Origin of the sequence: Tardiphaga sp. 841_E9_N1_2, from assembly GCF_051811065.1 — a bacterium.
GTDB classification, from domain to species: domain Bacteria; phylum Pseudomonadota; class Alphaproteobacteria; order Rhizobiales; family Xanthobacteraceae; genus Tardiphaga; species Tardiphaga robiniae.
This window is the reverse complement of sequence record NZ_JBPWQC010000001.1, coordinates 3971310-3995406: the sequence shown is the minus strand read 5'-3', so window position 1 is coordinate 3995406 and position 24097 is coordinate 3971310. Positions and strand designations below refer to the sequence as shown.

The 24097-nt window shown below is 63.0% G+C and carries 23 protein-coding genes; 15 read left to right on the top strand and 8 right to left on the bottom strand.

Translation table 11 applies throughout. The annotated features are described in order from the left end of the window. Positions 1–101 precede the first annotated feature (101 nt). Positions 102–446: a RidA family protein gene (locus AB8A50_RS19220; RefSeq protein WP_089267869.1), complete on the top strand. Its 345-nt coding sequence runs from the start codon at positions 102–104 to the stop codon at positions 444–446. A 3-nt stretch (positions 447–449) separates the two neighbouring features. Then, positions 450–1271 carry a 3-keto-5-aminohexanoate cleavage protein gene (locus AB8A50_RS19215; RefSeq protein ID WP_439078612.1) on the top strand — a complete coding sequence of 274 codons (822 nt, stop codon included), beginning with the start codon at positions 450–452 and terminating at the stop codon, positions 1269–1271. Between the two features lie 243 nt (positions 1272–1514). On the opposite strand, the gene ilvD is transcribed toward AB8A50_RS19215, so the two are convergent. Both ilvD and AB8A50_RS19205 read right to left on the bottom strand, forming a co-directional pair. Then, the gene (gene ilvD, locus AB8A50_RS19210) at positions 1515–3209 is read right to left on the bottom strand and encodes a dihydroxy-acid dehydratase (RefSeq protein ID WP_439078611.1); all 1695 of its coding nucleotides are present in this window, start codon (positions 3207–3209) and stop codon (positions 1515–1517) included. A 102-nt stretch (positions 3210–3311) separates the two neighbouring features. Continuing rightward, positions 3312–4271, bottom strand: coding sequence for an ABC transporter substrate-binding protein (locus AB8A50_RS19205; protein ID WP_244499677.1), 960 nt, complete (start codon positions 4269–4271; stop codon positions 3312–3314). A 272-nt stretch (positions 4272–4543) separates the two neighbouring features. Here AB8A50_RS19205 and AB8A50_RS19200 point away from each other — a divergent pair, with 272 nt between their 5' ends. From AB8A50_RS19200 to AB8A50_RS19190, 3 genes are read left to right on the top strand one after another with little or no spacing between them, the layout of a single operon-like run. Further along, positions 4544–5440 carry an NAD(P)-dependent oxidoreductase gene (locus AB8A50_RS19200; protein WP_439078610.1) on the top strand — a complete coding sequence of 299 codons (897 nt, stop codon included), beginning with the start codon at positions 4544–4546 and terminating at the stop codon, positions 5438–5440. A gap of 10 nt (positions 5441–5450) precedes the next feature. Further along, positions 5451–6419 carry a D-erythronate dehydrogenase gene (denD, locus tag AB8A50_RS19195; RefSeq protein ID WP_439078609.1) on the top strand — a complete coding sequence of 323 codons (969 nt, stop codon included), beginning with the start codon at positions 5451–5453 and terminating at the stop codon, positions 6417–6419. Between the two features lie 15 nt (positions 6420–6434). Continuing rightward, complete coding sequence (locus AB8A50_RS19190) at positions 6435–6956, top strand: NUDIX hydrolase (protein ID WP_089267820.1); 522 nt, start codon at positions 6435–6437, stop codon at positions 6954–6956. A gap of 32 nt (positions 6957–6988) precedes the next feature. Here the strand turns inward: AB8A50_RS19190 and AB8A50_RS19185 are convergent, their stop codons facing one another. Continuing rightward, complete coding sequence (locus AB8A50_RS19185; protein WP_439074399.1) at positions 6989–7354, bottom strand: glyoxalase superfamily protein; 366 nt, start codon at positions 7352–7354, stop codon at positions 6989–6991. Positions 7355–7421: 67 nt separating this feature from the next. After that, complete coding sequence (locus tag AB8A50_RS19180; RefSeq protein WP_439078608.1) at positions 7422–8504, bottom strand: methyl-accepting chemotaxis protein; 1083 nt, start codon at positions 8502–8504, stop codon at positions 7422–7424. Positions 8505–8813: 309 nt separating this feature from the next. On the opposite strand from AB8A50_RS19180, the gene AB8A50_RS19175 reads away from it, so the two are divergent. The 6 genes from AB8A50_RS19175 to AB8A50_RS19150 all read left to right on the top strand — a co-directional run bounded on the left by AB8A50_RS19175 (position 8814) and on the right by AB8A50_RS19150 (position 13402). Beyond that, positions 8814–9128 (top strand): hypothetical protein, encoded by a 315-nt coding sequence (locus AB8A50_RS19175; protein ID WP_089267817.1) that lies wholly within the window; start codon positions 8814–8816, stop codon positions 9126–9128. Positions 9129–9270: 142 nt separating this feature from the next. Beyond that, complete coding sequence (locus tag AB8A50_RS19170) at positions 9271–9447, top strand: hypothetical protein (RefSeq protein ID WP_210269243.1); 177 nt, start codon at positions 9271–9273, stop codon at positions 9445–9447. Positions 9448–9479: 32 nt separating this feature from the next. Then, positions 9480–9776 carry a DUF3303 family protein gene (locus tag AB8A50_RS19165; protein WP_093757559.1) on the top strand — a complete coding sequence of 99 codons (297 nt, stop codon included), beginning with the start codon at positions 9480–9482 and terminating at the stop codon, positions 9774–9776. Positions 9777–9898: 122 nt separating this feature from the next. Beyond that, positions 9899–11770, top strand: coding sequence for a molecular chaperone HtpG (gene htpG / locus AB8A50_RS19160; RefSeq protein WP_439078607.1), 1872 nt, complete (start codon positions 9899–9901; stop codon positions 11768–11770). A gap of 62 nt (positions 11771–11832) precedes the next feature. Then, entirely contained in the window at positions 11833–12057 is a 225-nt protein-coding gene (locus tag AB8A50_RS19155) for a hypothetical protein (RefSeq protein ID WP_089267813.1), read from the top strand. A gap of 151 nt (positions 12058–12208) precedes the next feature. Beyond that, positions 12209–13402 (top strand): ABC transporter substrate-binding protein, encoded by a 1194-nt coding sequence (locus AB8A50_RS19150; RefSeq protein ID WP_089267812.1) that lies wholly within the window; start codon positions 12209–12211, stop codon positions 13400–13402. 254 nt (positions 13403–13656) lie between these two features. Here AB8A50_RS19150 and AB8A50_RS19145 read toward each other — a convergent pair whose 3' ends face one another. The 4 genes from AB8A50_RS19145 to AB8A50_RS19130 form a co-directional block, all read right to left on the bottom strand. Continuing rightward, positions 13657–14742 carry a lipocalin-like domain-containing protein gene (locus AB8A50_RS19145; RefSeq protein WP_439078606.1) on the bottom strand — a complete coding sequence of 362 codons (1086 nt, stop codon included), beginning with the start codon at positions 14740–14742 and terminating at the stop codon, positions 13657–13659. Then, positions 14732–17194: an FtsX-like permease family protein gene (locus AB8A50_RS19140; RefSeq protein WP_439078605.1), complete on the bottom strand. Its 2463-nt coding sequence runs from the start codon at positions 17192–17194 to the stop codon at positions 14732–14734. The genes AB8A50_RS19145 and AB8A50_RS19140 overlap by 11 nt, the downstream gene beginning before the upstream one ends. Further along, the gene (locus AB8A50_RS19135) at positions 17191–17844 is read right to left on the bottom strand and encodes an ABC transporter ATP-binding protein (protein ID WP_439078604.1); all 654 of its coding nucleotides are present in this window, start codon (positions 17842–17844) and stop codon (positions 17191–17193) included. The genes AB8A50_RS19140 and AB8A50_RS19135 overlap by 4 nt, the downstream gene beginning before the upstream one ends. Before the next feature lie 62 nt (positions 17845–17906). Beyond that, a complete protein-coding gene (locus AB8A50_RS19130; protein WP_439078603.1) occupies positions 17907–19121 on the bottom strand; it encodes an MFS transporter in 1215 nt (404 codons plus the stop codon). Positions 19122–19286: 165 nt separating this feature from the next. On the opposite strand from AB8A50_RS19130, the gene AB8A50_RS19125 reads away from it, so the two are divergent. The 4 genes from AB8A50_RS19125 (at position 19287) to ccoO (ending at position 24089) form a co-directional block, all read left to right on the top strand. Beyond that, on the top strand, positions 19287–20549 hold the full coding sequence (locus AB8A50_RS19125) for a hypothetical protein (protein ID WP_439078602.1): 1263 nt from the start codon (positions 19287–19289) through the stop codon (positions 20547–20549). 327 nt (positions 20550–20876) lie between these two features. Next, positions 20877–21584: a Crp/Fnr family transcriptional regulator gene (locus AB8A50_RS19120; RefSeq protein ID WP_439078601.1), complete on the top strand. Its 708-nt coding sequence runs from the start codon at positions 20877–20879 to the stop codon at positions 21582–21584. A 129-nt stretch (positions 21585–21713) separates the two neighbouring features. Continuing rightward, positions 21714–23345 carry a cytochrome-c oxidase, cbb3-type subunit I gene (ccoN, locus tag AB8A50_RS19115; RefSeq protein WP_439079997.1) on the top strand — a complete coding sequence of 544 codons (1632 nt, stop codon included), beginning with the start codon at positions 21714–21716 and terminating at the stop codon, positions 23343–23345. A 9-nt stretch (positions 23346–23354) separates the two neighbouring features. Beyond that, the gene (gene ccoO, locus AB8A50_RS19110) at positions 23355–24089 is read left to right on the top strand and encodes a cytochrome-c oxidase, cbb3-type subunit II (protein WP_439078600.1); all 735 of its coding nucleotides are present in this window, start codon (positions 23355–23357) and stop codon (positions 24087–24089) included. The last annotated feature ends 8 nt before the right edge of the window (positions 24090–24097 follow it).

Genomic DNA, 24097 nt, shown 5'->3' with positions numbered 1-24097 from the left:
GCCACTTGTGCCGTGTGACGTCATGGGCTTGACGGGCCAGTTCCGAGCGGGGATGGTCGCGCCCGGGTCACTCCGTTCCACACTCAATGAAAGACTTCTGCATGATCAAGCGTCTCGGTCCCGGCAAGCGTCTCAGCCAGGCTTCCATCCATGGCAACACCGTCTATCTCGCCGGCCAGGTGCCCGATGAATATTCGGGCGACGTCAAGACGCAGACCAAGCAGGTGCTCGACAAGATCGACGCGCTCCTCAAGGAAGCCGGTACCGACAAGAACAACATCCTCAGCGCCACCGTCTGGCTGCCGAATATCAATGACCGCGATGCCATGAACACGGTGTGGGATGCCTGGGTGCCCGACGTTGGCCCAGCGCGCGCCTGCGTCGAGTCGAAGCTCGCCGACCCCGCCATCAAGGTCGAGATCGCCGTCATCGCAGCGATTCCGTAAATCATGTCACCCGTTGCCATTGCGGTCGCCCCTAACGGCGGCCGCAAGGTCAAGGCCGACCATCCCGCCGTGCCGCTGACGCCGGCGGAGTTGGCGGTGACGGCTGCGCATTGCCTTGAGGCAGGCGCGGCGATGATCCATGCCCATGTACGTCATCCCGACGGCAGTCACCTGCTCGATGCGGAGGCCTATCGGGACGCCATCGCGGCAATTCGCAGTGCAGTGGGCGACAGGCTCGTCATCCAGATCACCTCCGAGGCGCTCGGCAAATACACACCAGCGCAGCAGCGCGCGGTGGTGCAGGCGGTGAAGCCGGAAGCGGCGTCGCTGGCGCTGCGCGAACTGGTGCCCGATGCCAGCGAGGAGCAGGCCTTCGCCGATCTGCTCGGCTGGATGAAGCGCGAGCGCGTGACACCGCAAATCATTCTCTACGATGCGCAGGATGCTGCGCGGCTGGCCGAGTTTCGCAAGCGCGGGCTAGTGCCGTTCGAGAAGCTGCCGGTGTTGTTCGTGCTCGGCCGTTATACGGCGGGGCAGACGTCACACCCGGCCGATCTGCTGCCGTTCGTCGCGCCCGGTGCGCCAACATTCGAACACTGGAGTGTCTGCGCCTTCGGTGCGCAGGAGACGGCCTGCGTCACCGCGGGCGCATTGCTCGGCGGCCATATCCGCGTCGGCTTTGAGAACAACGAATTGCTGCCGGATGGCTGCCGCGCCAAAGGCAATCAGGATCTGGTTGCAGCCGCGCGATGCGCGATCGGGGCGGTTGGGCTGAAGGCGGCGACGGCGGATGAGCTCAGGGCCGCGACCGCGGAGCTTCCCTAACCTCTCCCCGTTCTTTACGGGGAGAGGTCGCCGCGTCTTCGCGGCGGGTGAGGGGTGGCGTGCTGTAGTCGTCGCACAATCGCACTCACGGTTCGCACCGATCCCGACCCGATAGACCATGCGAGATGATAGGCCGTTGCCTTGCCCCTCATCCCGACCTTCTCCCCGCGCGGTGCGGGGAGAAGGAGCGCACTGCCGGTGCCAAGTTGACTTATTGGAACGACGACTTCTTCAAACCACCACTCACTCAAACCACGGCCATTCCGCGCCGCCGTCATGCGTCACGGCGCCGCCGGGCGCCTGTCCGACGAGCTTGGCATATTTCGCCAGCGCACCGGCGCGGTGACGTGGCGGACGCTGGGTCCATGCGGCCTTGCGTGCGGCGAGTTCGGCATCACTGATCATCAGATCCAGTCGCCGCGCCGGCGCGTCGATGCGGATCTTGTCACCGTCGCGCACCAGCGCGAGGGGGCCGCCGATATAGGCTTCCGGCGAGACGTAGCCGATACACATGCCGCGTGTCGCGCCGGAGAAACGGCCGTCGGTGATCAGCGCGACCTTCTCGCCCATGCCCTGGCCGTAGATGAGCGCGGTGACCCCGAGCATCTCGCGCATACCGGGGCCGCCGACCGGACCTTCATTGCGGATGACGAGCACATCGCCTTCCTTGTAGCTGCGATCCTTCACCGCGGCGACGCAGCTCTCCTCGTCCTCGAACACGCGCGCCGTGCCCTCGAACACTGTTTTCTTCAGACCGGCGACCTTGATCACTGCGCCATCGGGGGACAGGTTGCCCTTCAACACCGCGACGCCGCCATCGGGCATGATCGGCTTTGCTGAGGAGTAGATGATCTCGCCATCGGCCTTGTTGGCGTTGCCGTATTCTTCCGCGATGGTTCGGCCGGTGATGGTCAGGCAGGAGCCGTCGATATGGCCGCTCTCGACCAGTGCACGAATGACGACCGCCGTGCCGCCGATATCGTAGACATCCTTGGCCACATATTTGCCGCCCGGCCGCAGATTGCCGATCAGCGGCGTGCGCGCGAACACCTCGCCGACATCGTCGATGGTAAATTTGATGCCGGCCTCGTTGGCGATGGCCGGCAGATGCAGCGCCGCGTTTGTCGATCCACCGGTGGCGGCCACGATGGCGGCGCCGTTCTCCAGCGATTTGCGCGTAACGATGTCGCGCGGCAGCGGGCCATCGTTGCGCAGCATGTCCATCACCAGACGTCCGGCGCGCCGGGCGAATTGCGCGCGTTCGGCATAGACGCCGGGAATCATCGAGACATTGGGCATCGTGATGCCGAGGGCTTCGGACACCATCGCCATCGTATTGGCGGTGAACTGGCCCGCACAGGCGCCGATGGTCGGCAGGCACGCGCGTTCGATGGCGTCCAGTTCCTGCTTGTCGATGTCGCCGGTCATGAAGGCGCCGACGGCTTCATAGGAATCCAGCGCAGTCAGCGTCTTGCCCTTGTGTAATCCCGGCAGCGCGCTGCCGCCATAGATGAAGATCGACGGCACATTGCAACGGACCATGCCCATGATGACGCCGGGCAACGTCTTGTCGCAGCCACCGAAGCCGATCAGTGCGTCGTAGGCGAGGCCGTGCATCACGGCTTCGATACTGTCGGCGATGATTTCGCGCGACAGCAGCGAGAACTTCATGCCCTCATGGTTCATGCTGATGGCATCGGAGACCGAGATGGTCGAGAATTCGCGCGGCGTGCCGCCGGCTTCGGAAATACCGGTCTTGGCGGCGTCGACCTGAAAGTCATGGGTCATGTTGCAGGGCGTCTGCTCGCCCTTCATCGACACCACGCCGATCATGGGTTTTGCGATCGCTTCGTCGTCGAGGCCCATGGCGCGCATGAAAGCGCGGTGCGGGGCACGGTCGAGGCCGTCGGTGGTGACGCGGGATCGCAATTTCTTCATGGGGCGTATCTTTCCGTTTCTTGGTCTTGTCGTTCAATGCAGTGAGGCCACGCCGCGGGGCGTGGCCTCAGGACATCATATAGTGAGATATCGCGTCTTGCTCTACTGGATCGGCGCCACGATGGTCGGGTGCTTGAACTGCATCGCGTCCATCTTCGGCAGCATGCCGGCCTCGGTGTAGATATCGAGCATCTTCTGCATGGCCGGGAAGTTCGGTGCTGCGCCGGGGTCGCGGGCGAAGTCGTTCTCCTTCAGCAGATAGGTCTCCAGCACCGGGATCGGTGCCTTCATGACTTCGTTGACGACCTTCAGCGTTTCCTCGCGGTTGGCCAGCGCCTTCTTCATGCCAAGGGTGATGTCGGCGACATAGGCCTTGGCGAGTTCGGGGTTCTTGTCGACGAAATCGGCGCGGCAGGCTTCAAGGATGTGCACGATGTTCGGCATCGCTTCGTTCAGCGAGAACAGCTTGCGCGTGCCGCCCTTGGCTTCCATGCGCGCGGCAAATGGCTGGTTCATGTTGATCGCGTCGACGCGGCCCTGGCGCAGCGCATCTTCCGAGGCTGCGAAGCCGATCTCGATCAGTTTGACGTCCTTCTCGGGATCGACACCTGCGCCCTTCAGCAGCATCTTGAACGGACCATAGGTGCCGCCGCCGATGACGGAGATGCCGACATTCTTGCCCTTGAGATCGGCGATGGTCTTGATCGGCGAGTCATCTTTCACGGCCCAGTAGACCGAGAAGCTGCCGGGCTTTTCCGACACGTGCTGCGCGACGATATAGGCCTTGAGGTTGCCGCCGTTGACGCCGTTGGCGAGCGACAGCACGCCCTGGGTGGCGCAGTCCAATGCGCCGGCGGCGAGCGCCTGCGTCATCGGCGAGGTGCCCTGAAACTGGGTCCACTCGATATTATAGGTCTTGCCGAGATTGGTGAACTCGGTCGGGCGCTTCATCATCCAGTATTTGGATTCTTCGGCCGGAATGGTCCAGCCGACCTTGATGGTCGGAATCGTCTGCGCCTGTGCAACACCCGACACCGCTCCCGCCGCGAGAGCCGCCGCCATCAGCCACTTCGAAGAACCCAGCTTCATGCCCGCTCACTCCCGTTTGATGATGGCCAGACCCGGCCAAAAGAAAAGCCCCACTGTCTTGAAGCCTTTCATGCTTCAAATATTCTGGCAAGCGAGGTCCGTGCCCAACATTCATTCGTGCTGTGGCGCAACATTTGGCAGTTGCGCAGGCGTTGATATCATCGTTGCTGCGGCTGCGGACGCAGCGTAGATAGCTCGCAGATGCGAGCAGCGTGGCTCGGCGGCAGAAGGACAACGGCGTCAAAATGGTGGATTCAGCAGGCGGCAAAGAGAAGCTCGGTTACCTCGGCCTCGGTCTGATGGGACTGCCGATGACCAAGCGGTTGCTCGGTGCCGGTTACGATGTGGCCGTCTGGAATCGCTCGCCCGGCAAGGTCAATGCGCTGGTCGAGGCCGGTGCGAAAGCCGCCGCCAGCCCATGTGATGTCGTCGCTCATGCCAGCATCATCTTCATGTGCCTCACCGATGCATCGGCGGTGGAGGAGGTCGTGTTTGGCGACAACGGTCTGTCCGGCGCCGATGGCAATGGCAAGCTCGTCGTCGATTTCTCCTCGATCCATCCGGATAAGACGAAGTCCATCGCGGCGCGGCTGAAGGCGGCGAACGGCATGGGCTGGATTGATGCGCCGGTGTCGGGCGGCACCAAGGGCGCTGAGGAAGCCACGCTTGCGATCATGGCCGGCGGCGAGGCCGCCGATGTCGAACGTATCAGGCCCTATATTCTGGCGATGGCGCGCAACTTCACGCATATGGGGCCGACCGGCGCCGGGCAGATGACCAAGCTCTGCAACCAGGTGATCGTCGGCTGCGCCATGGCGGTGCTGGCCGAAGCGACACGCCTCGCGGTGAATGCCGGTATCGACGCCAAGCGTCTGCCGGAAGCGCTTGCCGGCGGTTTTGCGGATTCGATCCCGTTGCAATTGTTCGTGCCGCGCATGGCCCAGGGCATTCACTCGCCGCCGCTCGGCCACATCCACACGATGCTCAAGGACCTCGATACGGTCGTCGCCGTGGCGCAGGACACATCGACGCCGGTGCCGATGGCTGCGCTCGCGGCGCAGATCTTCCGCATGGGCAAGGCGGTGCGCGGCGCCGATGCCGACGCGCTGGAGATCTACAAGCTGTCGGCACCCAAAGAGTGAAGATCAAGGAATGAAGGTTCTGGTGATTGGCGCGGCCGGCATGATCGGCCGCAAGCTGTGTGAGCGGCTGCTGAAGGACGGTCATGTCGGCGGTGGGGAAATCGGCGATCTGGCGATGGCCGATGCGGTCCCCAGCGATCTGGTCGGCGCGCGCAGCATCATGGTCGATCTCGCAAAACCGGATGCGCCCGCAGCACTGCTGGCGTCAAAACCTGACCTGATCTTCCATCTTGCTGCGGTCGTCTCCGGCGAAGCCGAGCAGAATTTCGACAAGGGCTACGCAGTCAATCTCGACGGCACGCACAATCTGTTCGAGGCGATCCGCGCGATGGGGGGTGGTTATCGCCCTCGCATCGTCTACACCTCGTCCATCGCGACCTTCGGTGCGCCCTATAACGGTCCTATCGCCGACGATTTCTTTCACACGCCGCTGTCGAGCTATGGGACGCAGAAGGCGATCTGCGAATTGCTGCTGGCGGACTATACGCGGCGCGGCTTCTTCGACGGCATCGGAATTCGCCTGCCGAATATCTGCGTACGGCCGGGCAAGCCCAATGCGGCAGCGTCGGGTTTCTTCTCCAATATCATTCGCGAGCCGCTGGCCGGGCGTGAGGCGGTGCTGCCGGTAACCGACGATGTAGGTCAGACCCATGCCAGTCCGCGCGCAACGACGGAGTTCCTGCTTCATGGTGCGACGCTCGAAAGCGCCAAGCTCGGCGCACGCCGCACGGTGATGATGCCCGGCGTGCGGGCATCGGTCGCCGACATGATCGCGGCGCTCCGCCGTGTGGGAGGTGACAGTGTTGTGACACGCATCAAGCATGTGCCAGATCCCGCCACGATGGCGATGGTTGCCGGATGGCCCACGACGTTCGATACCACACGTGCGCTGGCGCTGGGTTTCCAGGCGGAACTGGACTTCGATTCCATCATTCATGCTCATATCGAGGATGACCTCGATGGCGTCTTTGTGCGTTAGCGGTTAAGGACAATCATGGCGCGCGATATCATCATGGCGGCGGGAGGCATTGTCGTGCAGCGGGGCGAGACGCCGCTGTTTGCCGTGGTCTGCCTGCGCAAGCGCGGCGACTGGGTGCTTCCGAAAGGCAAGCTCGACAATGGCGAGACGCCACGTGATGCGGCCGAGCGCGAGGTGCTGGAAGAGACCGGCCATGCCGCGTCGGTGCATGACTATCTCGGTGCCCTGGCCTATCCGCTCGGTGAACGGACCAAGGTCGTGCATTTCTGGCACATGGAGGCCGCGGCCGCGCCGTCACGCAAGTTGATGAAGGATATCAGCGAAGTCGCGTGGCTGCCATTTGACGCCGCGCTGGCGCGGCTGACGCGCAGCCATGAACATGCGTTCCTCGCGCAGGTCGGGCCCATGGCGCTGGCGGCAGCAAGGGCAGCGCCGGTCGTGGATGGCGAGCCCGTGCGGCCAATTGCCGTGGGGCCTGTCAGCGTGCGACGTGACACGGGATTCTTCGCGAAGATCCGGAACTGGCTGAACGGGTAAGTCTCGTTGCAGCGATGGCTGAAGCGGCGGGCTCAGTGCGTGTTGGTCGCGTCATCGAAGCGCAGCACATTGCCGAACGGGTCGGTGATCTTTGGGCCCCTATCGGTCGGACTCGGACGCGCGAAGCGGGCCTGCTTGTCATGCAGCTCCTTTGCGAAAGCCGCGATATTGCTGCCGCGGATATAGACCACGCTACCCGGCGTGCCGTCGCCATAGTGTTCGCTGAGATGCAGCTTCACGCCGCCGCGCGACACCTGCATGTAGAGCGGGGAGTTCGGCTCGTAACGATGTTCCCAGTCGATCGCAAAGCCGAGGAAGTCGACATAGAACTCCTTCGCTTTAGCAATGTCATAGATGCGCAGAACCGGAATTGCCGGTTCGAAAGTGACGTCGGTCATCGCTGTCTCCCGCTCGTGGCGTAGGGGAGATTATCGCAGCGAAGTCGTCATTGACTAGATCGTGCTGCTAGGCGCCGCGCATGATCACGCCGTACCAGCCGAGACCTTTGTAAGTCTCATAGCCCGGTGTGGCATGGAAGGCGACGAGGCCGCCCGAACGGTCGTGATAGAAGCCGCTGCGGCGGCCGTTCAAGGCCAGCGGGATGCGTTCGGTGAGCAGGCCCTGGCCGTCGGACGAGGCGATGACGCGCAGGTTCGAATCCACCAAAAGTACGCGCGTCTTGTCGTCGTCGACGCGAACGCCCTCGACGATGGCGCGCGCCTGGGCTTCCCAGTCGAAATGAATCGCGAGCACGCCGATGGCGCGGCCATTGGCCTTGCCGCCTTCGCGCACGCTGGCGCAATAGGTCGCGACCTGCGCATTGTTCAGGAGCGGCTGGCGCTCGACGTCGCCCGCGGTGTAGTCGTCGCCGGAGCGCAGCGTACGGGCGTCGCGAAACCAGGCGGTGCCGGCGATATTCTGGCCCATCACATTGAAACGATCGCCACGGCCGCTGGCGATGACATTGCCCTGCATGTCGCACAGCCAGAGATCGAGATAGACGGTGTAGGCGCCGAGGATCACGGCGAGCCGCTCCGATACATGGGCGACGGTGGCATCGCTCGGTGCGGCTGCGCAATCGACGACGGCCGAGTCGGTTGCCCACCAGCGGACGTCGCAGGTGCGCTCATAGAGATTGCGGTCGATCAGCTCGATGGCGTTGAGCGACAGATCGACCATGCGTTCGCCGCGCGAGCGTTCGGTCATCTTCTCGATCGAGGCCATTAGGCTGCCGGTGCGGGCTGTGAGCTGGGATTCCAGATCGCGCGCGATGGTCTCGACCTGCTGGCCGACATTGCGCACTTCCTGCGCGACGACGGCGAAGCCCGCGCCCTGCGCGCCGGCGCGCGAGCTTTCGATCAGCGCGTTCAGCGCCAGCATCTTCATCTGGTTGGTGATGTGCTGGATCGACCTGGTCTTCTCGCAGGCGATCTCGTTGACCTCGGCGGTCAACCGCCCGATCAGCGCGGAGATATCGGAGCTATCGTCGTTCTCTCCGGTTGCATTGGCATGCGCAGAATGACTGCTGCGGTTCATTGCCAAGACCATCGTCGTATCCCCGTTGACAGCAATCAGTTACCTCCCGGTTATTGCCCGGTCATGGTTAATCGTGGCTTAATTTTCCGTGTGCCGGTTTCCGCCGACTTGCACGAATAAGCGGCAGGAGTGCGCAACAGGCACTATCTCATTGTGTCTGGTCATGCGCGGCCGCATCCGCAGGACGTTCGATGCCCCCTAACGGTACAAATTAGGGCGTCATTAGTGATGCTTATGCACGCGCGCCCGATTACTCTGACGAACAACGCGATATCAACCACACTCGTGCAGGCTCAAGGCTTCATAGGCCGAGCCATTGTGATGAGCGTTCTCGAAGACCTGACCGGTGCGACCACGTCGGAACTGTCCGACGAATTGATCTTCCAGATCGCCTCGGCGTCCAGCCCCGAGCAGCGCAAATACGCGGCTGACCTGTTCCGGTATTTCGCCAAACAGCTCGAATTCGAATCTTATCGGCGCGGGCAGCAGAGCATGGCCGTTCCACAGCTTCCGTCGCCGGCCATGATTATCGACGCGACGCCCGAACAGGACGAAGCGCCCACGATCCAGCCGTCGGATGACCCTGGCGATGACCCGTCCGTCGGTCTGATCCCGCCGGTGAGCTGGCAGGATTGACGGCGGCGCGACAGTTTTACGTCAGATCCGTTGCTTCCTACCGATTGGCTTAACCATTCGCAGGCCAAATGAGTCGCGAGTGATTCGAGCGTTGCAATCGTGAAGAGCGGGCGTGCCAGTGAGTGTAGTTATCCCTTTCCCCATGCGTGTAGCGGCCCCCCAGGCCGATGAGTGTGAAATCGATCTGCTGAGCGCCGTCGATCTGGCGATCCGCGATCTCCGCGAAATCTCCCAGACCGCGAACGACATCGCGCAGGCGCGTGCGCGTGAATGCCTGGCCATGCTGGAAAGCGCCTATCACGGTGCGCTGCAGGGCTGACGCGTTCTGAGTACGGCGACAGGAGATCAGCGATGCTGTTTCTGGTGATCTCGAATCCGCGCGCAGATCGTCCGTCCGACATGGCGGCCGCGCGTCAGAGCTTCTGGCCGTGGATGGCTGGGTATCAGGCGTCGGGTGTCTGCCAGCACATCTATCCGCGCGTCGGCCGCGGCGTGGTCGCGGTGTTCAAGGTCGATGGCAATGAAGTGCTGCATCGCATCCTGAACGAATGGGCCGATATCATCCCGGCTCAGTTCGAGGTCTATCCGCTGGTCGATCTCGATGCGACCACGGCTCTGCTCGCATCGCAGGTCGCTGCTTCAAAGTAGCGTCGCGAGTTTCAGTTCCCGATCAGCCTTTTCGCGCGGAAACCATCGGTTCGCACCATGGACTCGGCAAATCCGCGTCGCTATATGCGTGATCTCTCCCTTACCAGTATCGGGCACTTTTCATGACGACCACTGACACCGCTGCACCCGTTTCCCAGCCGTTCCAGGCCGAAGTCGCCGAATTGCTGAACCTGATGGTTCACTCGGTCTATTCCGAGACCGACATTTTTCTGCGCGAACTGGTCTCCAATGCGTCCGACGCTTGCGACAAGCTGCGCTATGAGGCGATCGCCAATCCGCAGTTGATCCCCGACGGCCAGTCGCCCAACATCACCATCATTCCGGACAAGGCGGCCGGTACGCTGTCGATCGTCGATACCGGTATCGGCATGGATCGCCAGGAGCTGATCGACAACTTAGGGACCATCGCGAAATCCGGCACCAAGTCATTCCTGTCGCGCCTGACCGAAGCCAAGGATGGCTCCAACCTGATCGGCCAATTCGGCGTCGGTTTCTATGCAGCTTTCATGGTTGCTGAGAAGATTGTGGTCACCAGCCATCGCGCCGGCACCCACGACGCCTTCACCTGGACCTCGACTGGCGGCGCCGGTTTCGAGATCGGCCAGGTCAGTGACGGCATGAGCGTGCCGACCGGCACCTCCATTGTGCTGCATCTGAAAGAAGACGCGAAGAAATATCTCGAAACTTACGAGATCGAGCGCATTGTCGGCGCCTATTCGGACAACATCCAGTTTCCGATCATGCTCAAGGACGGCGATGCCGAGCCGCGCCAGATCAATTCGGCCAGCGCGCTGTGGCAGCGCTCCAAGTCCGAACTGACGCCGGAGGATTACAGCGCGGCTTACAAGTCCATCGCGCATGCCTATGACGAACCGGCGATGACGCTGCATTACCGTGCCGAGGGCCGCTATTCCTATGCGGTGCTGCTGTTCGCGCCATCGCAGAAGCCGTTCGACCTGTTTGAGCCGAACCGCAAGGGCCATGTGAAGCTCTATGTGCGTCGCGTCTTCATCACCAACGATGCGGACCTGTTGCCGTCCTATCTGCGTTTCATCCGCGGCGTCATCGATGCCGAGGACCTGCCGCTGAACCTCTCCCGGGAGATGTTGCAGAACAATCCGCAGCTCGCGCAAATCAGGAAGGCCGTGGCGACCCGCGTGATCGGTGAGCTGGAGACGCTGAGCGAGAAGGATGCCGAGACCTTCACCCAGATCTGGGACGCCTTCGGCCCGGTGATCAAGGAAGGCATCTATGAGGATTTCGAGCGCCGCGAGAAGCTGCTGGCGCTGTCGCGCTTCACTACGACCTCCGGAGAGAAGCGTTCGCTGAAGGACTATGTCGCCGACCTGAAGCCGAACCAGACCGAGATCTATTATCTTGCCGGCGACAGCCTCGATCGCCTGAAGTCGAATCCGAAGCTGGAAGCCGCCAAGTCGCGCGGCATCGAGGTGCTGCTGCTGACCGACGCGGTCGACGCATTCTGGAGCTCGGCGCCGCTCGATTTCGACGGCAAGCCGCTGAAGTCGCTGAGCCAGGGCGAGGTCAATCTCGATCTGATCCCGCGCATCGACGACGAAGCGACCAAGGACGAGCCGAAGACCGAGACCGACGAGGCCGCGATCATCGCCGTCATCAAGGATGCACTCGGCGAGCGCGTCTCCGACGTTAAGGTCTCGACGCGCCTGACCACATCAGCCTCGTGCCTGGTTGCCGGCGGCGCCGGCCCGGATCGCGAACTCGAACGCATGCTGGCGATGCAGAATCGCGGCAGCGTCACCAAGCCGATCCTCGAGATCAATCTGCGCCATCCGTTGGTGGCGAAGATCGCGGGCGCGGACAAGGCGGCGGGCGGTGAAGCGTCCGACATCGCGTTCCTGTTGCTGGAGCAGGCGCAGATCCTCGACGGCGAATTGCCGGAAGATCCTGCGGCCTTTGCCAGCCGTCTCAACCGGTTGGTGCTGCGCGGTTTGTGATCGCCGACCGTTCACGGCGCGGGGCATTCGTCCTCGCGCTTTTGATGCCAAGGAATTCCCCCATGAGCACTGTCTTCGAGAAACTCATCGCGAAATATGCCGAGCGCGGCGATTTCGAGCGCCTGCAGGGTTATCGGGACGATCGCCTGGCCATCCTGAAGAGCATTCAGGACGGGACATACGAGAAGATGCACCTGATCTCCGACACCGATCCTGTCTCGATGGTCGCGGAGATCGAGCGGGAACTCGCCTGTATCGATGCTGCGCTGAAAAAGCGGATGCAGTGACCGCGCGCGTGCGTTGCAGCAATCGTCGTTGGGCGTGGTCTTGAACTAACGCAAAGCTGATCTGCACATTTCGGCTAAGTCGAAAGATTATCTGGTTCGTCCCGAGCTTCTCACATAGCGTGCGCCCAAATTGAAAACCTGGGAGGCATTGATGAAATTCGGACTGTTGTCGACGGCTGCGCTGTGCGGTCTTTTCCTGGCCGCGCCGGCCTCGGCGCAAGGCGTCAAGATCGGCATTCTCAACGATCAGTCCGGTGTCTATGCCGATTACGGCGGCAAATATTCGGTCGAAGCTGCCAAGATGGCGATCGAGGATTTCGGCGGCGAGGTGCTCGGCAAGAAGATCGAACTGGTCACCGCGGACCACCAGAACAAGCCTGATCTCGCCGTCTCGATCGCGCGGCGCTGGTATGACGTCGAAGGCGTCGACATGATCACTGAATTGACCACCTCGTCGGTGGCGCTCGCGGTGCAGGAGCTCTCCAATCAGGAGAAGAAGATCGACATCGTGGTCGGCGCGGCCTCGTCGCGCGTTACCGGCGATGCTTGCACGCCCTATGGCTTCCACTGGTCGTTCGATACACGCGCCTTGGGTGTTGGCACCGGCGGCGCGCTGACCGAAGCTGGCGGCGACACCTGGTTCTTTCTCACGGCGGACTACGCCTTCGGTTATTCGCTGGAGAAGGACACCGGCGACATCGTGAAGGCAAAGGGCGGCAAGGTGCTCGGCGCCGTTCGCCATCCGCTGAACTCGTCTGACTTCTCGTCCTTCCTGCTGCAGGCGCAGGCGTCCAAGGCAAAGGTCATCGGCCTTGCCAATGCCGGCCTCGACACCACCAACGCCGTGAAGCAGGCGGCTGAATTCGGCATCGTCGCCGGCGGCCAGAAGCTCGCCGGCCTCCTGCTGACGCTGGCCGAAGTGAACGGCCTCGGCCTGCAAGCTGCCCAGGGTCTGGTGCTGACGGAATCTTTCTACTGGGATCGCGACGACAAGTCGCGTGAGTTTGCCGATCGCTTCTTCAAGCGCACCCAGCGCATGCCGAACATGATCCAGGCCGGCACCTATTCGTCGACACTGTCCTACCTCAAGGCAGTCAAGGCGGCAGGCACCAAGGACTCCGAAGCCGTCGCGAAGAAGCTGAAGGAACTTCCGGTCGATGACGCCTTCGCCCAGGGCGGCAAAGTGCTCGCCAATGGCCGCATGGTGAAGGACCTCTATCTGTTCGAGGTCAAGAAGCCGTCGGAATCCAAGAAGCCATGGGATTACTACAAGCAGCTCGCCGTGGTGCCCGGCGACAAGGCCTATCCGACCGCGGCCGAGAGCGGCTGCCCGCTGACGAAGTAAAATCGAAGCGCTGATCTTCCTTAACCTCTCCCCGCATTGCGGGGAGAGGTCGGGGCCGGCGCGAAGCGACGGCTCCGGGTGAGGGGCGAGGTATGGCGGAAAATATAAGCTCTTATTCGCGGGTCGGATGGTGCGATCCGAGGGTGTGGTAAGTGGGGCAAACTCAATGCCATGCCCCTCACCCGAAATACTCGCTCCGCTCGCATTTCGACCTCTCCCCGCGCAGAGCGGGGAGAGGTTAAGAAGATAACCCCCTAATATCCCGTCATTTCAAGATAACCCACGCCGCTGTGGCTGCCGGTGAAGCTCACCGGCCCTTCCCAATAGGGGAAGCTCGTCGTCATCCAGCTCTTGGCATTCAGCGGCGAGGTCGCGATCTGCAATCCGCGCGATGCGATCGATACCTTCCATGACGTCGGGATCCTGCGGCCGGCGATCTCCGTCATGACTGTCGGCGTCATGTCTATAGCGCCTGGGGCAAGCTGTTCGGATTTTCCGTCCGCGGTGATCCAGTTGCCGGCAAAATAATGCGCGCCGTCCTTCTGCCTGAGGCGAAACAACATCAGTTTTGCATTATCAGGCAGATGCAGCGAGAACCAATCCCAGCCGGTCTGGTCGGAAGCCAGCGGCTGGCTGGAATATTCCCTGTCCATCCAGGCGCGGCCGGTGACGGCAATCTCCTTGCCGTCGATGGTCAGCACGCCCGATGCGGTGAAATAGGGCTGGCTGTAGTAATACGACGCTTGCCCACGTTCCGACTTGCGGCTGAAGCCGTTGTCGCCCTGCAGCACCAGCGGCTGCTGCGCAGTGAGCCGTAGCCGGTAGCTGAAATCCGCCGCCGATGCCGATAGGTCGAGCGGCGCAACCGACCTGTCGTCGAAGTTCTCAAGCCCGCGCATTTCCCACGCATCGATCCATGCACGGAACGGTGTTGTCGTGACACCGGCCTGACCGACGCCGCCGCGGGCAAAACTCTCGGCTGCATGATGCGCGGTTGCCGATGTCACCGCCGCATGGCCCATCCAGATCTGCGGCGTCGCCCAGCCATCGTCTGGCGCGCCCGCCGCCATCGCCTGACGAAACAGCGTCCACTGCGCGCCATAGGCATTGCCTGATGCGTCCGTGAGATTGGCGGTGAGGTACCACCATTCGATGCGATAATCCGGATGCGGGCCGTGATCAGCCGGAAAGGTGATGGGGCGGCCCGGAACGACAGCCGCAAAACCTTCGGCGTCGCGGCCGAGGCCGGCAAAGCCCTGGGCGAATGCGCGTGAACCGCCGAGCCCGAGCAGCGCGATGCCGCCGATCAAATTGCGACGCGTGATGAGGCTATCGCTCATTGGCGAACACTTTCACCAGCGTGGCCGGTTGCATGCGCAGCAGCTTCAGGATCGGTAGCAGAGCTGCGAGCAGCGAGGCCAACATGGCAACGCCGAGCAACTGGACCAGTTGCAGCGGAAACACATGGAACGGCAGGCGCCAGCCAAAGGCCTTTACATTGACGATAGCGATGAGGCACCACGCCACCAGCAGCCCAAGCGGCAGCGCCAGCAGTGAGGTAATCAAGGCAACCGACAGTGTCTTCAACAGCTCGATACCGGCAAGGCGGCGACGTGTGATGCCAATGGCCCAGAGCGGCGCCAGTTGGGGCAGGCGCGAATTGCTCAGCGTGAGCAGGCTGGTGAGGAGCGCGACGCCTGCAACGCCAAGCGTAAAGGCATTGAGCGCTGCGGTGACCGCGAAAGTGCGGTTGAAGATTGCAAGCGATTCCGTTTTCACCGTTGTCTGGTCAGCCACGCTGCGGCCATCAAGGCCGAAGCGCGTACGGATGGCTGCGATCAGCGCGGGCACGGCCGCGGGGGCCACGCGCAGGCCCATGCGGGTCTGCGAAATATCAGGGAAATGTTTGACCAGCGCATCGATGTTCACGCCGATCTGGCCTTTGGGATTGCCGTAATCCGCATACACGGCAACGATCTCCATCGGCCATGTACCGGTCGGCGTCGGCACGTCCAGACGGTCGCCGGGTTTGAGCTTCATGCGCAGCGAGAGTTGTTCGCTGATGAGCGCGCCGTCGCCGCTGCGCACGCGATCCCATGCGTCGCTGGTTGAATCCAGCAGCGGCCATTGATCGCGATAGGTGGCGTGATCGGCGAAGCCGAGCAACTCGATCGGCGCACCATTGAACTGCACGTCGGTGCGGCTGCCCGGCAGAACTGCCTGCACATCGGGGCGCGTCTTCAGCCAGGTCTTGATCTCGCTCGCCTGCTTCTCGCTCGCCGCGTTCAGATAGATCTCGGACGCCAGCCGCCCGTCGAGCCATCCCGTAAAGGTCCGGCTGAAACTCTCCACCATGGTGCCGACGCCGACATTGACAGCGAGCGCCAGCAGCAGCGCCATCAGCGCCAGCGACAGGCCGGAGAGTTGCAGCCGGCTGTCGGCCCAGAACCATGCGACGAGCGGCCGTCGCGTGCTGCGTTCACCGCCAGCAAGGACGATGCCGAGGATAACCGGCAATGCGAGCGCTGCGCCGAGCAGCAATGCGGCAAGCACGAAGAAGCCGGCAATCAGGGAGTCGCCAAGCCAGAGCGCGAGTCCGGCAGCGATGAATACGAGCAATGCGCCCGTGCCTTGCAGCCGCAGCCAGCGATGCTGTGCCTGTTGCCAGGCATAGGGCTGTGCGGTGGCGAGCAAGGGGAGATGGACAGCTTTCAGCAGGCTCGATGTCGCTGCCAGCAGCGCGCCGACGATGGAAATCGCGAGACCAGCGAACCACCATTCGGGCTTCAGTGTCAGTTGCCCCGGGATTTGCGCGCCATAGAGCCCGCGCAGGCTGGCCGCAACATCGGGCAGCAGCGATGCGGCGATGAAATAGCCGCAGACGAGACCGATGGCGCCGGCGATCAGTGCGATGCTGACGAGTTCGAGGATCAGCACACTGTTGAGCTGCCGCGCCGAGACGCCGCAGGCACGCAAGGTGCGCAGCATCGGCAGGCGCTGTTCGAAGCCGAGGCCGATGGCCGAATTGACGATGAACAGCCCGACGAAGAAGGATAGCAGGCCGAAGGCGGTGAGGTTGAGATGGAAGCTGTCGGTGAGACGTTCGAGGTCGGTCTCCGCATCGGGCTGCACCAATCGCAACTGATCGCCGGCGACGCTTCCGAGCGAAGTGCGGGGACCCTTGGCGCTGCTGATCAGCAGGCGCGAGATCTGGTCCGGCATCTTCAGGAGTTTCTGCGCGATGCCGATATCGACCACCAGCACACCGGGCGCGAGCTGCGGCTGCAGTTTCAGCGGCGGGAGTTTTGTGGCGTCATTGAGCGCAGGCGTCGCCCCCTCAGTAAGGCCGAGGCTGGCCAGCGTTTCCGGCGCGATCAGCGCCTGACCGGGCGGCGTGAGAAACGCCTGCACGCCGTTCCTGCCGATCTCCGTCGCAGCGCTGGCTTCAATCGGCATGGTCACCGGCTCAATGCCGAGCAGGCGCACCGAGCGGCCGCCGACTTGCACGCGGCCTTCGACGACCGGCGAGACCGGCCAGCCCGCGCGGCGCAGATCGACAAAGAGCTGTTGCGAAAACGCGCCGCCATTGGTTGCGACCAGCATTGATGTACGTGTCCCGCCGAAGGCGGCGGCCGCACGGTCATAGCTGGTGCGCGCCTGCTGGTTGAGCGCCTGCACGCCGCTCCACAATGCGGTCGCGGCGATCAGGCCGATCAGGAGCGTGGCGAACTGCATCGGATGCCGGCGCCAGTGGCTGAGCAGTACCGCAAGGATCCAGAGCGCGCGTCTCACGCGATCAATCCTGCATGGAGATGGACGTGACGATCCAGCGTGGCGGCGAGACGCTCGCTATGGGTCACCATCAGGAAACCGCAGCCGGTGCGGGCGACGAGATCGCGCGCCAGCCTCAAGACTTCGTCGGCGGTATCCTCGTCGAGATTGCCGGTGGGTTCATCCGCGAGCAGCAGCAGCGGCTTCGAGGCCAGCGCGCGGCCGATGGCGACGCGCTGTTGCTGGCCGCCGGAGAGTTGTTCGGGATAGCGCCTGAGCAGCGCGCTGAGGCCGAGCCGTTCGGTGAGTTCGCTTTGCCAGGCTGCGTCGTGCTTGCCGGAGATGCGCGACTGAAACGCCAGATTGTCGGCGACCGACAGCGACGGGATCAGGTTGAACTGCTGGAACACGAGGCCGAGCCGGTCGCGGCGTAAGGCGGCGCGGGCGGAATCATGGAGGCCGGTGACGATGATGTCGCCGAGTCGGATCTCGCCGCCGTCGGCTTCATCGAGGCCGGCGATCAGATGTAACAGCGTGCTCTTGCCGCTGCCGGATTCGCCGGTCAGCGCCACGCTCTCGCCTGCGGCAACGCTGAGATCGACGCCGCGCAGAACGGCGATCTGTTCCTGGGCTGAGCGATAGGATTTGGTGAGATGGCGAACCGTGAGCATGCGGCGGAGACTATAACAGAACCGCTCCCCGCCGTCCCCACGCAGGCGGGGACGACAACCCGTTACCGCCTGCGTTCCGACACCAGCGCCAGCAGCACTGTCGCCGCCATGAAGCAGGCGGATGCGCCGAATACCCAGTGCGGCAATGCGTGGTCCATGAACCAGCCGAACAGGATTGGGCTGATGATGCCGCCGAAATTGAAGCCGGTGGAGACGATGCCGAAGGCGCGGCCGGCAGCGCCGGGAGGGGCGGCCTCGCGCACCAGCATGTCGCGCGACGGCGTGAGTACGCCGCCGAGGAAGCCCGCGGTGGTCATGGCGGCGACGATCACCGGCATCGGCAGCGTGAACACTGCGATGGCACAGATGATGGCGGCATTGATCGTGAAACACACGGCGGCGACGCGGCTGTGGTGTCTGGTCCGATCGGCCAGCCAGCCGCCGGCGAGCACGCCGACGGCGCTGGCCGCGAGGAAAGCGGTGAGGGCGATATTCGCCGATGACAGCGATGTGCCGTAGCCATTCATCAGCGCGACGATGCCGAAGCTGTTGATGCCATTCTGCGACAGCGACAGCAGTGTGAAGAACAGCGTCAGCATCAGGATCGCCGGGGTCATCATGCTGACCTTGGGCGACTCGGCGCCCTTGGCGTCATCGCCATCAGCCATCGCGCCGGCATCGGGAATGCCGACCACGATCAGCATCAGTGCGATGGCCACGCCGATGGCGCCCGCGACGATCAGCGCGCCCTGGCCACCGATACCGACCAGCAGTGCCGCCATCAGGGGAGGCGCGACTGCGCCGCCGACGAATCCTGCGAATGTGTGGATCGAGAATGCGCGGCCCATCTTCGACTCGTCCATATGTGCGGCGAGGATGGCGTAGTCGGCCGGATGATAGACGCTGTTGGCGAGGCCGAGCAGCGCGGCGCAGACGATCAGGGCGGGATAGCTCAGCAACAGGCCGAGCGCGATCAGCGCGCAGCCGCCGAGCGTGACGCCTAGGATCAGGATTTTGCGCGCGCCGATGCGGTCGACGAGATAGCCGATCGGCGCCTGGGTGAGGCCGGAGACGACAGCGAAAGTGGTGAGGGCGAAGCCGAGTTCGATATAGCCGACGCCGAGCCGGTCCTTCAGGAACGGGAACAGCATTGGCAGTACGAAGATGTGGAAGTGGCTGACCCAATGCGCGGTGGAAATCGCCGTCAGCGTCCGCGTAGCCGAAGGGACGTGGTCACGCGCGGCAAGATGCGAGGTCGAGGCCGGAATATCGACCATATGCGTTTCCACCCAAGGCGGCTGATGGCCGCTTTTTGCAGCCTCGAAAAGGTGCGCTATGCCTACGTTCTCAGCAGGTTAATGTCTATCAGCACTGCGACATGCAGGTGTTGCGGCCCGTGCAGGGCAGCAGCGGGAAACGCGACCACGGCCCGGGAATGCGACATGATTGAGCATGATGACGAGCAGCCCGATTTTAAGCCGCTGCGGATACTGCTGTCGGAAGGCACCAGCACCTCCGCGCGGGAGGCTGTCACCGTGCTCGGCCTCGCCGGCCATGTGGTGGATGTCTGCGATCCCGCCGCTGCCGGGCTGGCGCGGTTCTCGCGATTTGTCCGCATATATCACCGCTGCCCGGGAATGAGGGACGATCCCTCGGACTTCCTGCGGTTCATCGAAGGCCTGCTGGCGACAGGCGACTATGGCGTGCTGCTGCCGATCCACGAACAGGGCTTCCTGTTCGCGAAAGTGCAGGAGCGGCTGAGGCCGCTGGCCGGCCTGGCCTTGCCGTCCTTCGCGAGCTACCGGGCGGCGCATAGCAAGGCCGGTTTCAGCCGTATGCTGAGCGAGCTCGGATTGCCGCAACCCGAGACCCAGATCGTCGCCGGCGCTGACGTGCTCCGCAACGCTGTCCGCTTCCCCTGCGTTATCAAGACCGCCATCGGCACCGCCAGCCGCGGCGTCTGGATGGTGCGTGACGATGCCGACCTCGCGCTGGCAATGAGAGAGCTTGAGGCCGGCAACAGCTTTGCCGGCGAGCTGCTGGTGCAGGCCCACGTCACGGGCGCGACCGAGAAGGCGCAGGGCGTGTTCTGCCGCGGCGAGCTGGTCGGCTTTCACGCCACTCGTCAGATCATGGAGGGCGCCGGCGGCGGCGATGCCATCAAGCGCAGCGCGCGGCGCGACCGTGTGCGCGACGATCTCGCGGCTATCGGCAGGCATCTCGCCTGGCACGGCGCGCTGTCGATCGACTTCATCATGCCGGACGATGACGGCGGGCCATTCTATATCGACTGCAATCCGCGGCTGGTGGAGCCGATGGCGGCTTATCTGGCCGGCGTTGATCTGGTCGATCTGCTGCTGCGGATCTCGCTTGGCGAGATGCCGGAGGTCGCACCGGTGACGCGCGAGGGCGTCGTCACGCATCAGGCCATGCAGGTGCTGCTCGGCAGGGCGCAGCGCGGCGGCGACAGGCGCGATCTGCTATGCATTTGCCACGATATCCTGCGTCGCCGCGGCGACTATGCCGGCAGCACCGAAGAGCTCACGCCGGTGCGCATCGACTGGCTCAGCGTAGTGCCGCTGATGATGACTGTGCTGTTGCTGCTGGTGTCGCCGAAGCTGTCGCATGCGCTGGCGAAACGCGGTTGGGGTGCGCATCTGCTCGATGCCGGGACGGTTGCGGCCATCGAAAGCGAGATGTTTTAGTTTCATCCGGCCGCGTTAGGGTTGAATAGTTGCGGCAGACGCGGCCGGCTCCCTCTCCCCGCTCTGTGCGGGAGAGGGGTGGGGTGAGGGGCGTGGCACCTCAGCCACTGCCATCTCCGCTTCTTCGATTCGATAGGTCTTGTTAGGCGGCAACTGCAGTGCGCCGCCCCTCACCCGGATCACGCGCGATGCGCGCGACCCGACCTCCCCCGTGCAAGATGCGCGGAGAGGTAAGAGGCGATTGATGTGTATCAATGTGTGCCGCGCGGATCCGGTTATCCAAAAGTGCCCCGCACTTCCGCGAGGCCAACGAAACCCGGGAAGCGCATGACAAAGCTGATGGCTGCATCGTCGTTCGCTGCGCCTTGTGCGAATGCTGCTGCGCAGCCGGGCGGCTTCCTGTCTCATCTGGGCGCCGCCGATCTGCGTCAGTTGATGGCCTTGGGCGAGCGGGTGCCCTACACTTCGCAGGATGTCCTGTTCACGCAGGGAGCGCCGGCCGGCAAGTGCTTCAGCGTGGTCGAGGGTGTGGTCGGCATCTACAGGACTGAATGCGATAGTCGTCGCCAGATCACAAGTTTTGCGCTGCCGGGCGACATCCTAGAGATCGCAACGCAGGGGCATCATGAAGTGTCCGCCGCTGCAATCGGTCCTGCAGTGGTCTGGGAAATCCCGCGTGAGAAATTCGCGCAATTCGCCAGTCACCGGCCCTATGTGTTGAACGAGATCGTCGCGCTGATGGCGGCCGAGATCGCCGATGCACATGACAAGATGTTCTCGCTGGGCCGCCGCGTGGCTGAAGAGAAACTGATTGTGTTTCTGACATGCTGGCGTGACCGGCTGGTACGGCTCGGCCGCGATGTCGATCCGCTCCCGGTGCCGATGAGCCGGCGCGATATCGCCGATCATCTCGGCCTCACCGTCGAGACCGTGTGCCGGACGCTGGCCAAGCTCGAACGCCGCGGAACGATCGAGATTCTGCCGGGCCGCATCCGGCTGCTGGACACCGAAACCGCGGCTCCCGCTCTCGCCTGACGCCTCGCGCAGCCAGCAAGCTTCCCCCGACTTTGATTTCAATCAATTCACTGAGCGCGCCGCCGTGATTGATGGGTGTGTGCTCGGGAAAGAATCATCATGACGAACCAGACTGACAGCGTGAAGTGGATGACGATCGGTGAGGCCGGTCTGACCGTGATCCTCGCGGCCACCGTATTTCTCTCCATCATCGCAGCGGCCAACGCGGAAGATGCAGCCTATGCCTTTCACGTGACGCTGGCCGGCTTCGCCAGCCTGGCCTCCGTGTTCGTCATCCTCAATCGCTATTTCGAGCGCGGCGCATTGCCGCCGCAGGAGATCGACGGGCGGCCGAATTACAATTTCGGGCCGATCAAATTCGCCACTGTGGCCTCGGTGTTCTGGGGCATCGCCGGCTTCACGGTGGGGCTGCTGATCGCCTTGCAGCTCGCATGGCCCGATCTGAATTTCAATCTGCCCTGGACCTCGTTCGGCCGGCTGCGGCCACTGCATACGTCGGCGGTGGTGTTTGCCTTCGGCGGCAACGTGCTGATCGCGACCTCGTTCTTCGTGGTGCAGAAGACCTGCCGTACCCGTCTCGCTGGCGATCTTGCGCCGTGGTTCGTCGTGCTCGGCTATAATTTCTTCATCGTCATTGCCGGCACCGGCTATTTGCTCGGCGTCACGCAATCCAAGGAGTATGCCGAACCGGAATGGTACGCCGATCTCTGGCTGACCATCGTCTGGGTAACTTATCTGCTGGTGTTCCTGATGACGCTCGTGAAGCGCAAGGAACCGCATATCTTCGTCGCCAACTGGTTCTATCTCGCCTTCATCATCACCATCGCGGTGCTGCATCTCGGCAATAACCCGGCGCTGCCCGTCTCGGTCTTCGGCTCCAAGTCCTATGTCGCCTGGGCCGGCGTGCAGGATGCCATGTTCCAGTGGTGGTATGGCCACAACGCGGTAGGCTTCTTCCTCACCGCCGGCTTCCTCGCCATCATGTATTACTTCATTCCGAAGCGCGCCGAGCGGCCGGTCTATTCCTATCGGCTGTCGATCGTGCACTTCTGGGCGATCATCTTCCTCTATATCTGGGCCGGTCCGCATCACCTGCACTATTCGGCACTGCCCGACTGGACGCAGACGCTCGGCATGACCTTCTCGATCATGCTCTGGATGCCCTCCTGGGGGGGCATGATCAACGGCCTCATGACACTGTCCGGCGCATGGGACAAGCTGCGCACCGATCCAGTGCTGCGTATGCTGGTGGTGTCGGTGGCGTTCTACGGCATGGCGACCTTCGAGGGTCCGCTGATGTCCATCAAGGTGGTCAATTCGCTCAGCCACTATACCGACTGGACCATCGGTCACGTGCATTCCGGCGCGCTCGGCTGGGTCGGCTTCGTCTCCTTTGGCGCGCTGTACTGCCTGGTGCCGTGGCTGTGGAATCGCAAGCAGCTCTACAGCCTGAAGCTGGTCGAGTGGCACTTCTGGATCGCGACGCTCGGCATCGTTCTCTACATCTCGGCGATGTGGGTGTCGGGCATCCTGCAGGGGCTGATGTGGCGCGCTTACACGTCGCTGGGCTTCCTCGAATATTCCTTCATCGAAAGCGTCGAAGCGATGCACCCGTTCTACATCATCCGTGCAGCGGGCGGCGGGCTGTTCCTGATCGGTGCGCTGATCATGGCCTGGAATTTGTGGATGACCGTGCGCGTCGGCGAGGCGGAAGAGGGCGCGCTGTCGAGCCCTGGCGCCACGTTGCAGCCGGCTGAGTGAGGATCAATCATGTCGTTCTGGAGCCGGCACCAAATCTTCGAGAAGAACTCGATCGTCCTGATCGCGGGTATCATTCTCGTCATCGCCATCGGTGGCATCGTCGAGATTGCACCTTTGTTTTATCTCAAGAGCACCATCGAAGCCGTCGAGGGCATGCGGCCGTACACGCCGCTCGAACTGGCGGGACGCAACGTCTATGTCCGCGAGGGCTGCTATCTCTGTCATTCGCAGATGGTGCGGCCGCTGCGTGACGAGGTCGAACGCTACGGGCATTACTCGCTGGCGGCAGAGAGCATGTATGACCATCCGTTTCAGTGGGGCTCGAAGCGCACCGGTCCGGATCTCGCGCGTGTCGGCGCGAAATATTCCGATGAATGGCACGTCACGCATCTGAGCAATCCGCGCGCCATCGTGCCGCAATCGGTGATGCCGTCCTACAAGTTCCTGGCCGAGACGCCTGTCAGCACCGAGAACGTCGCCGATCATCTGCGCACCAACCGCGCGGTGGGTGTGCCCTATACGGACGATCAGATCACCAATGCGGTGGCGGACCTGAAGACCCAGGCCGATCCCGACAATGGCGATACCGACGCGCTGCTCAAGCGCTATCCGAAATCGGTGGCACGTAACTTCGATGGCAAGCCGGGTCTGCCCACCGAGATGGATGCACTGGTCGCCTATCTGCAGATGCTGGGCACGCTGGTCGATTTCAAACTTTATAACGAAAAAGCAAACCTCCGCTGAGGAGATGG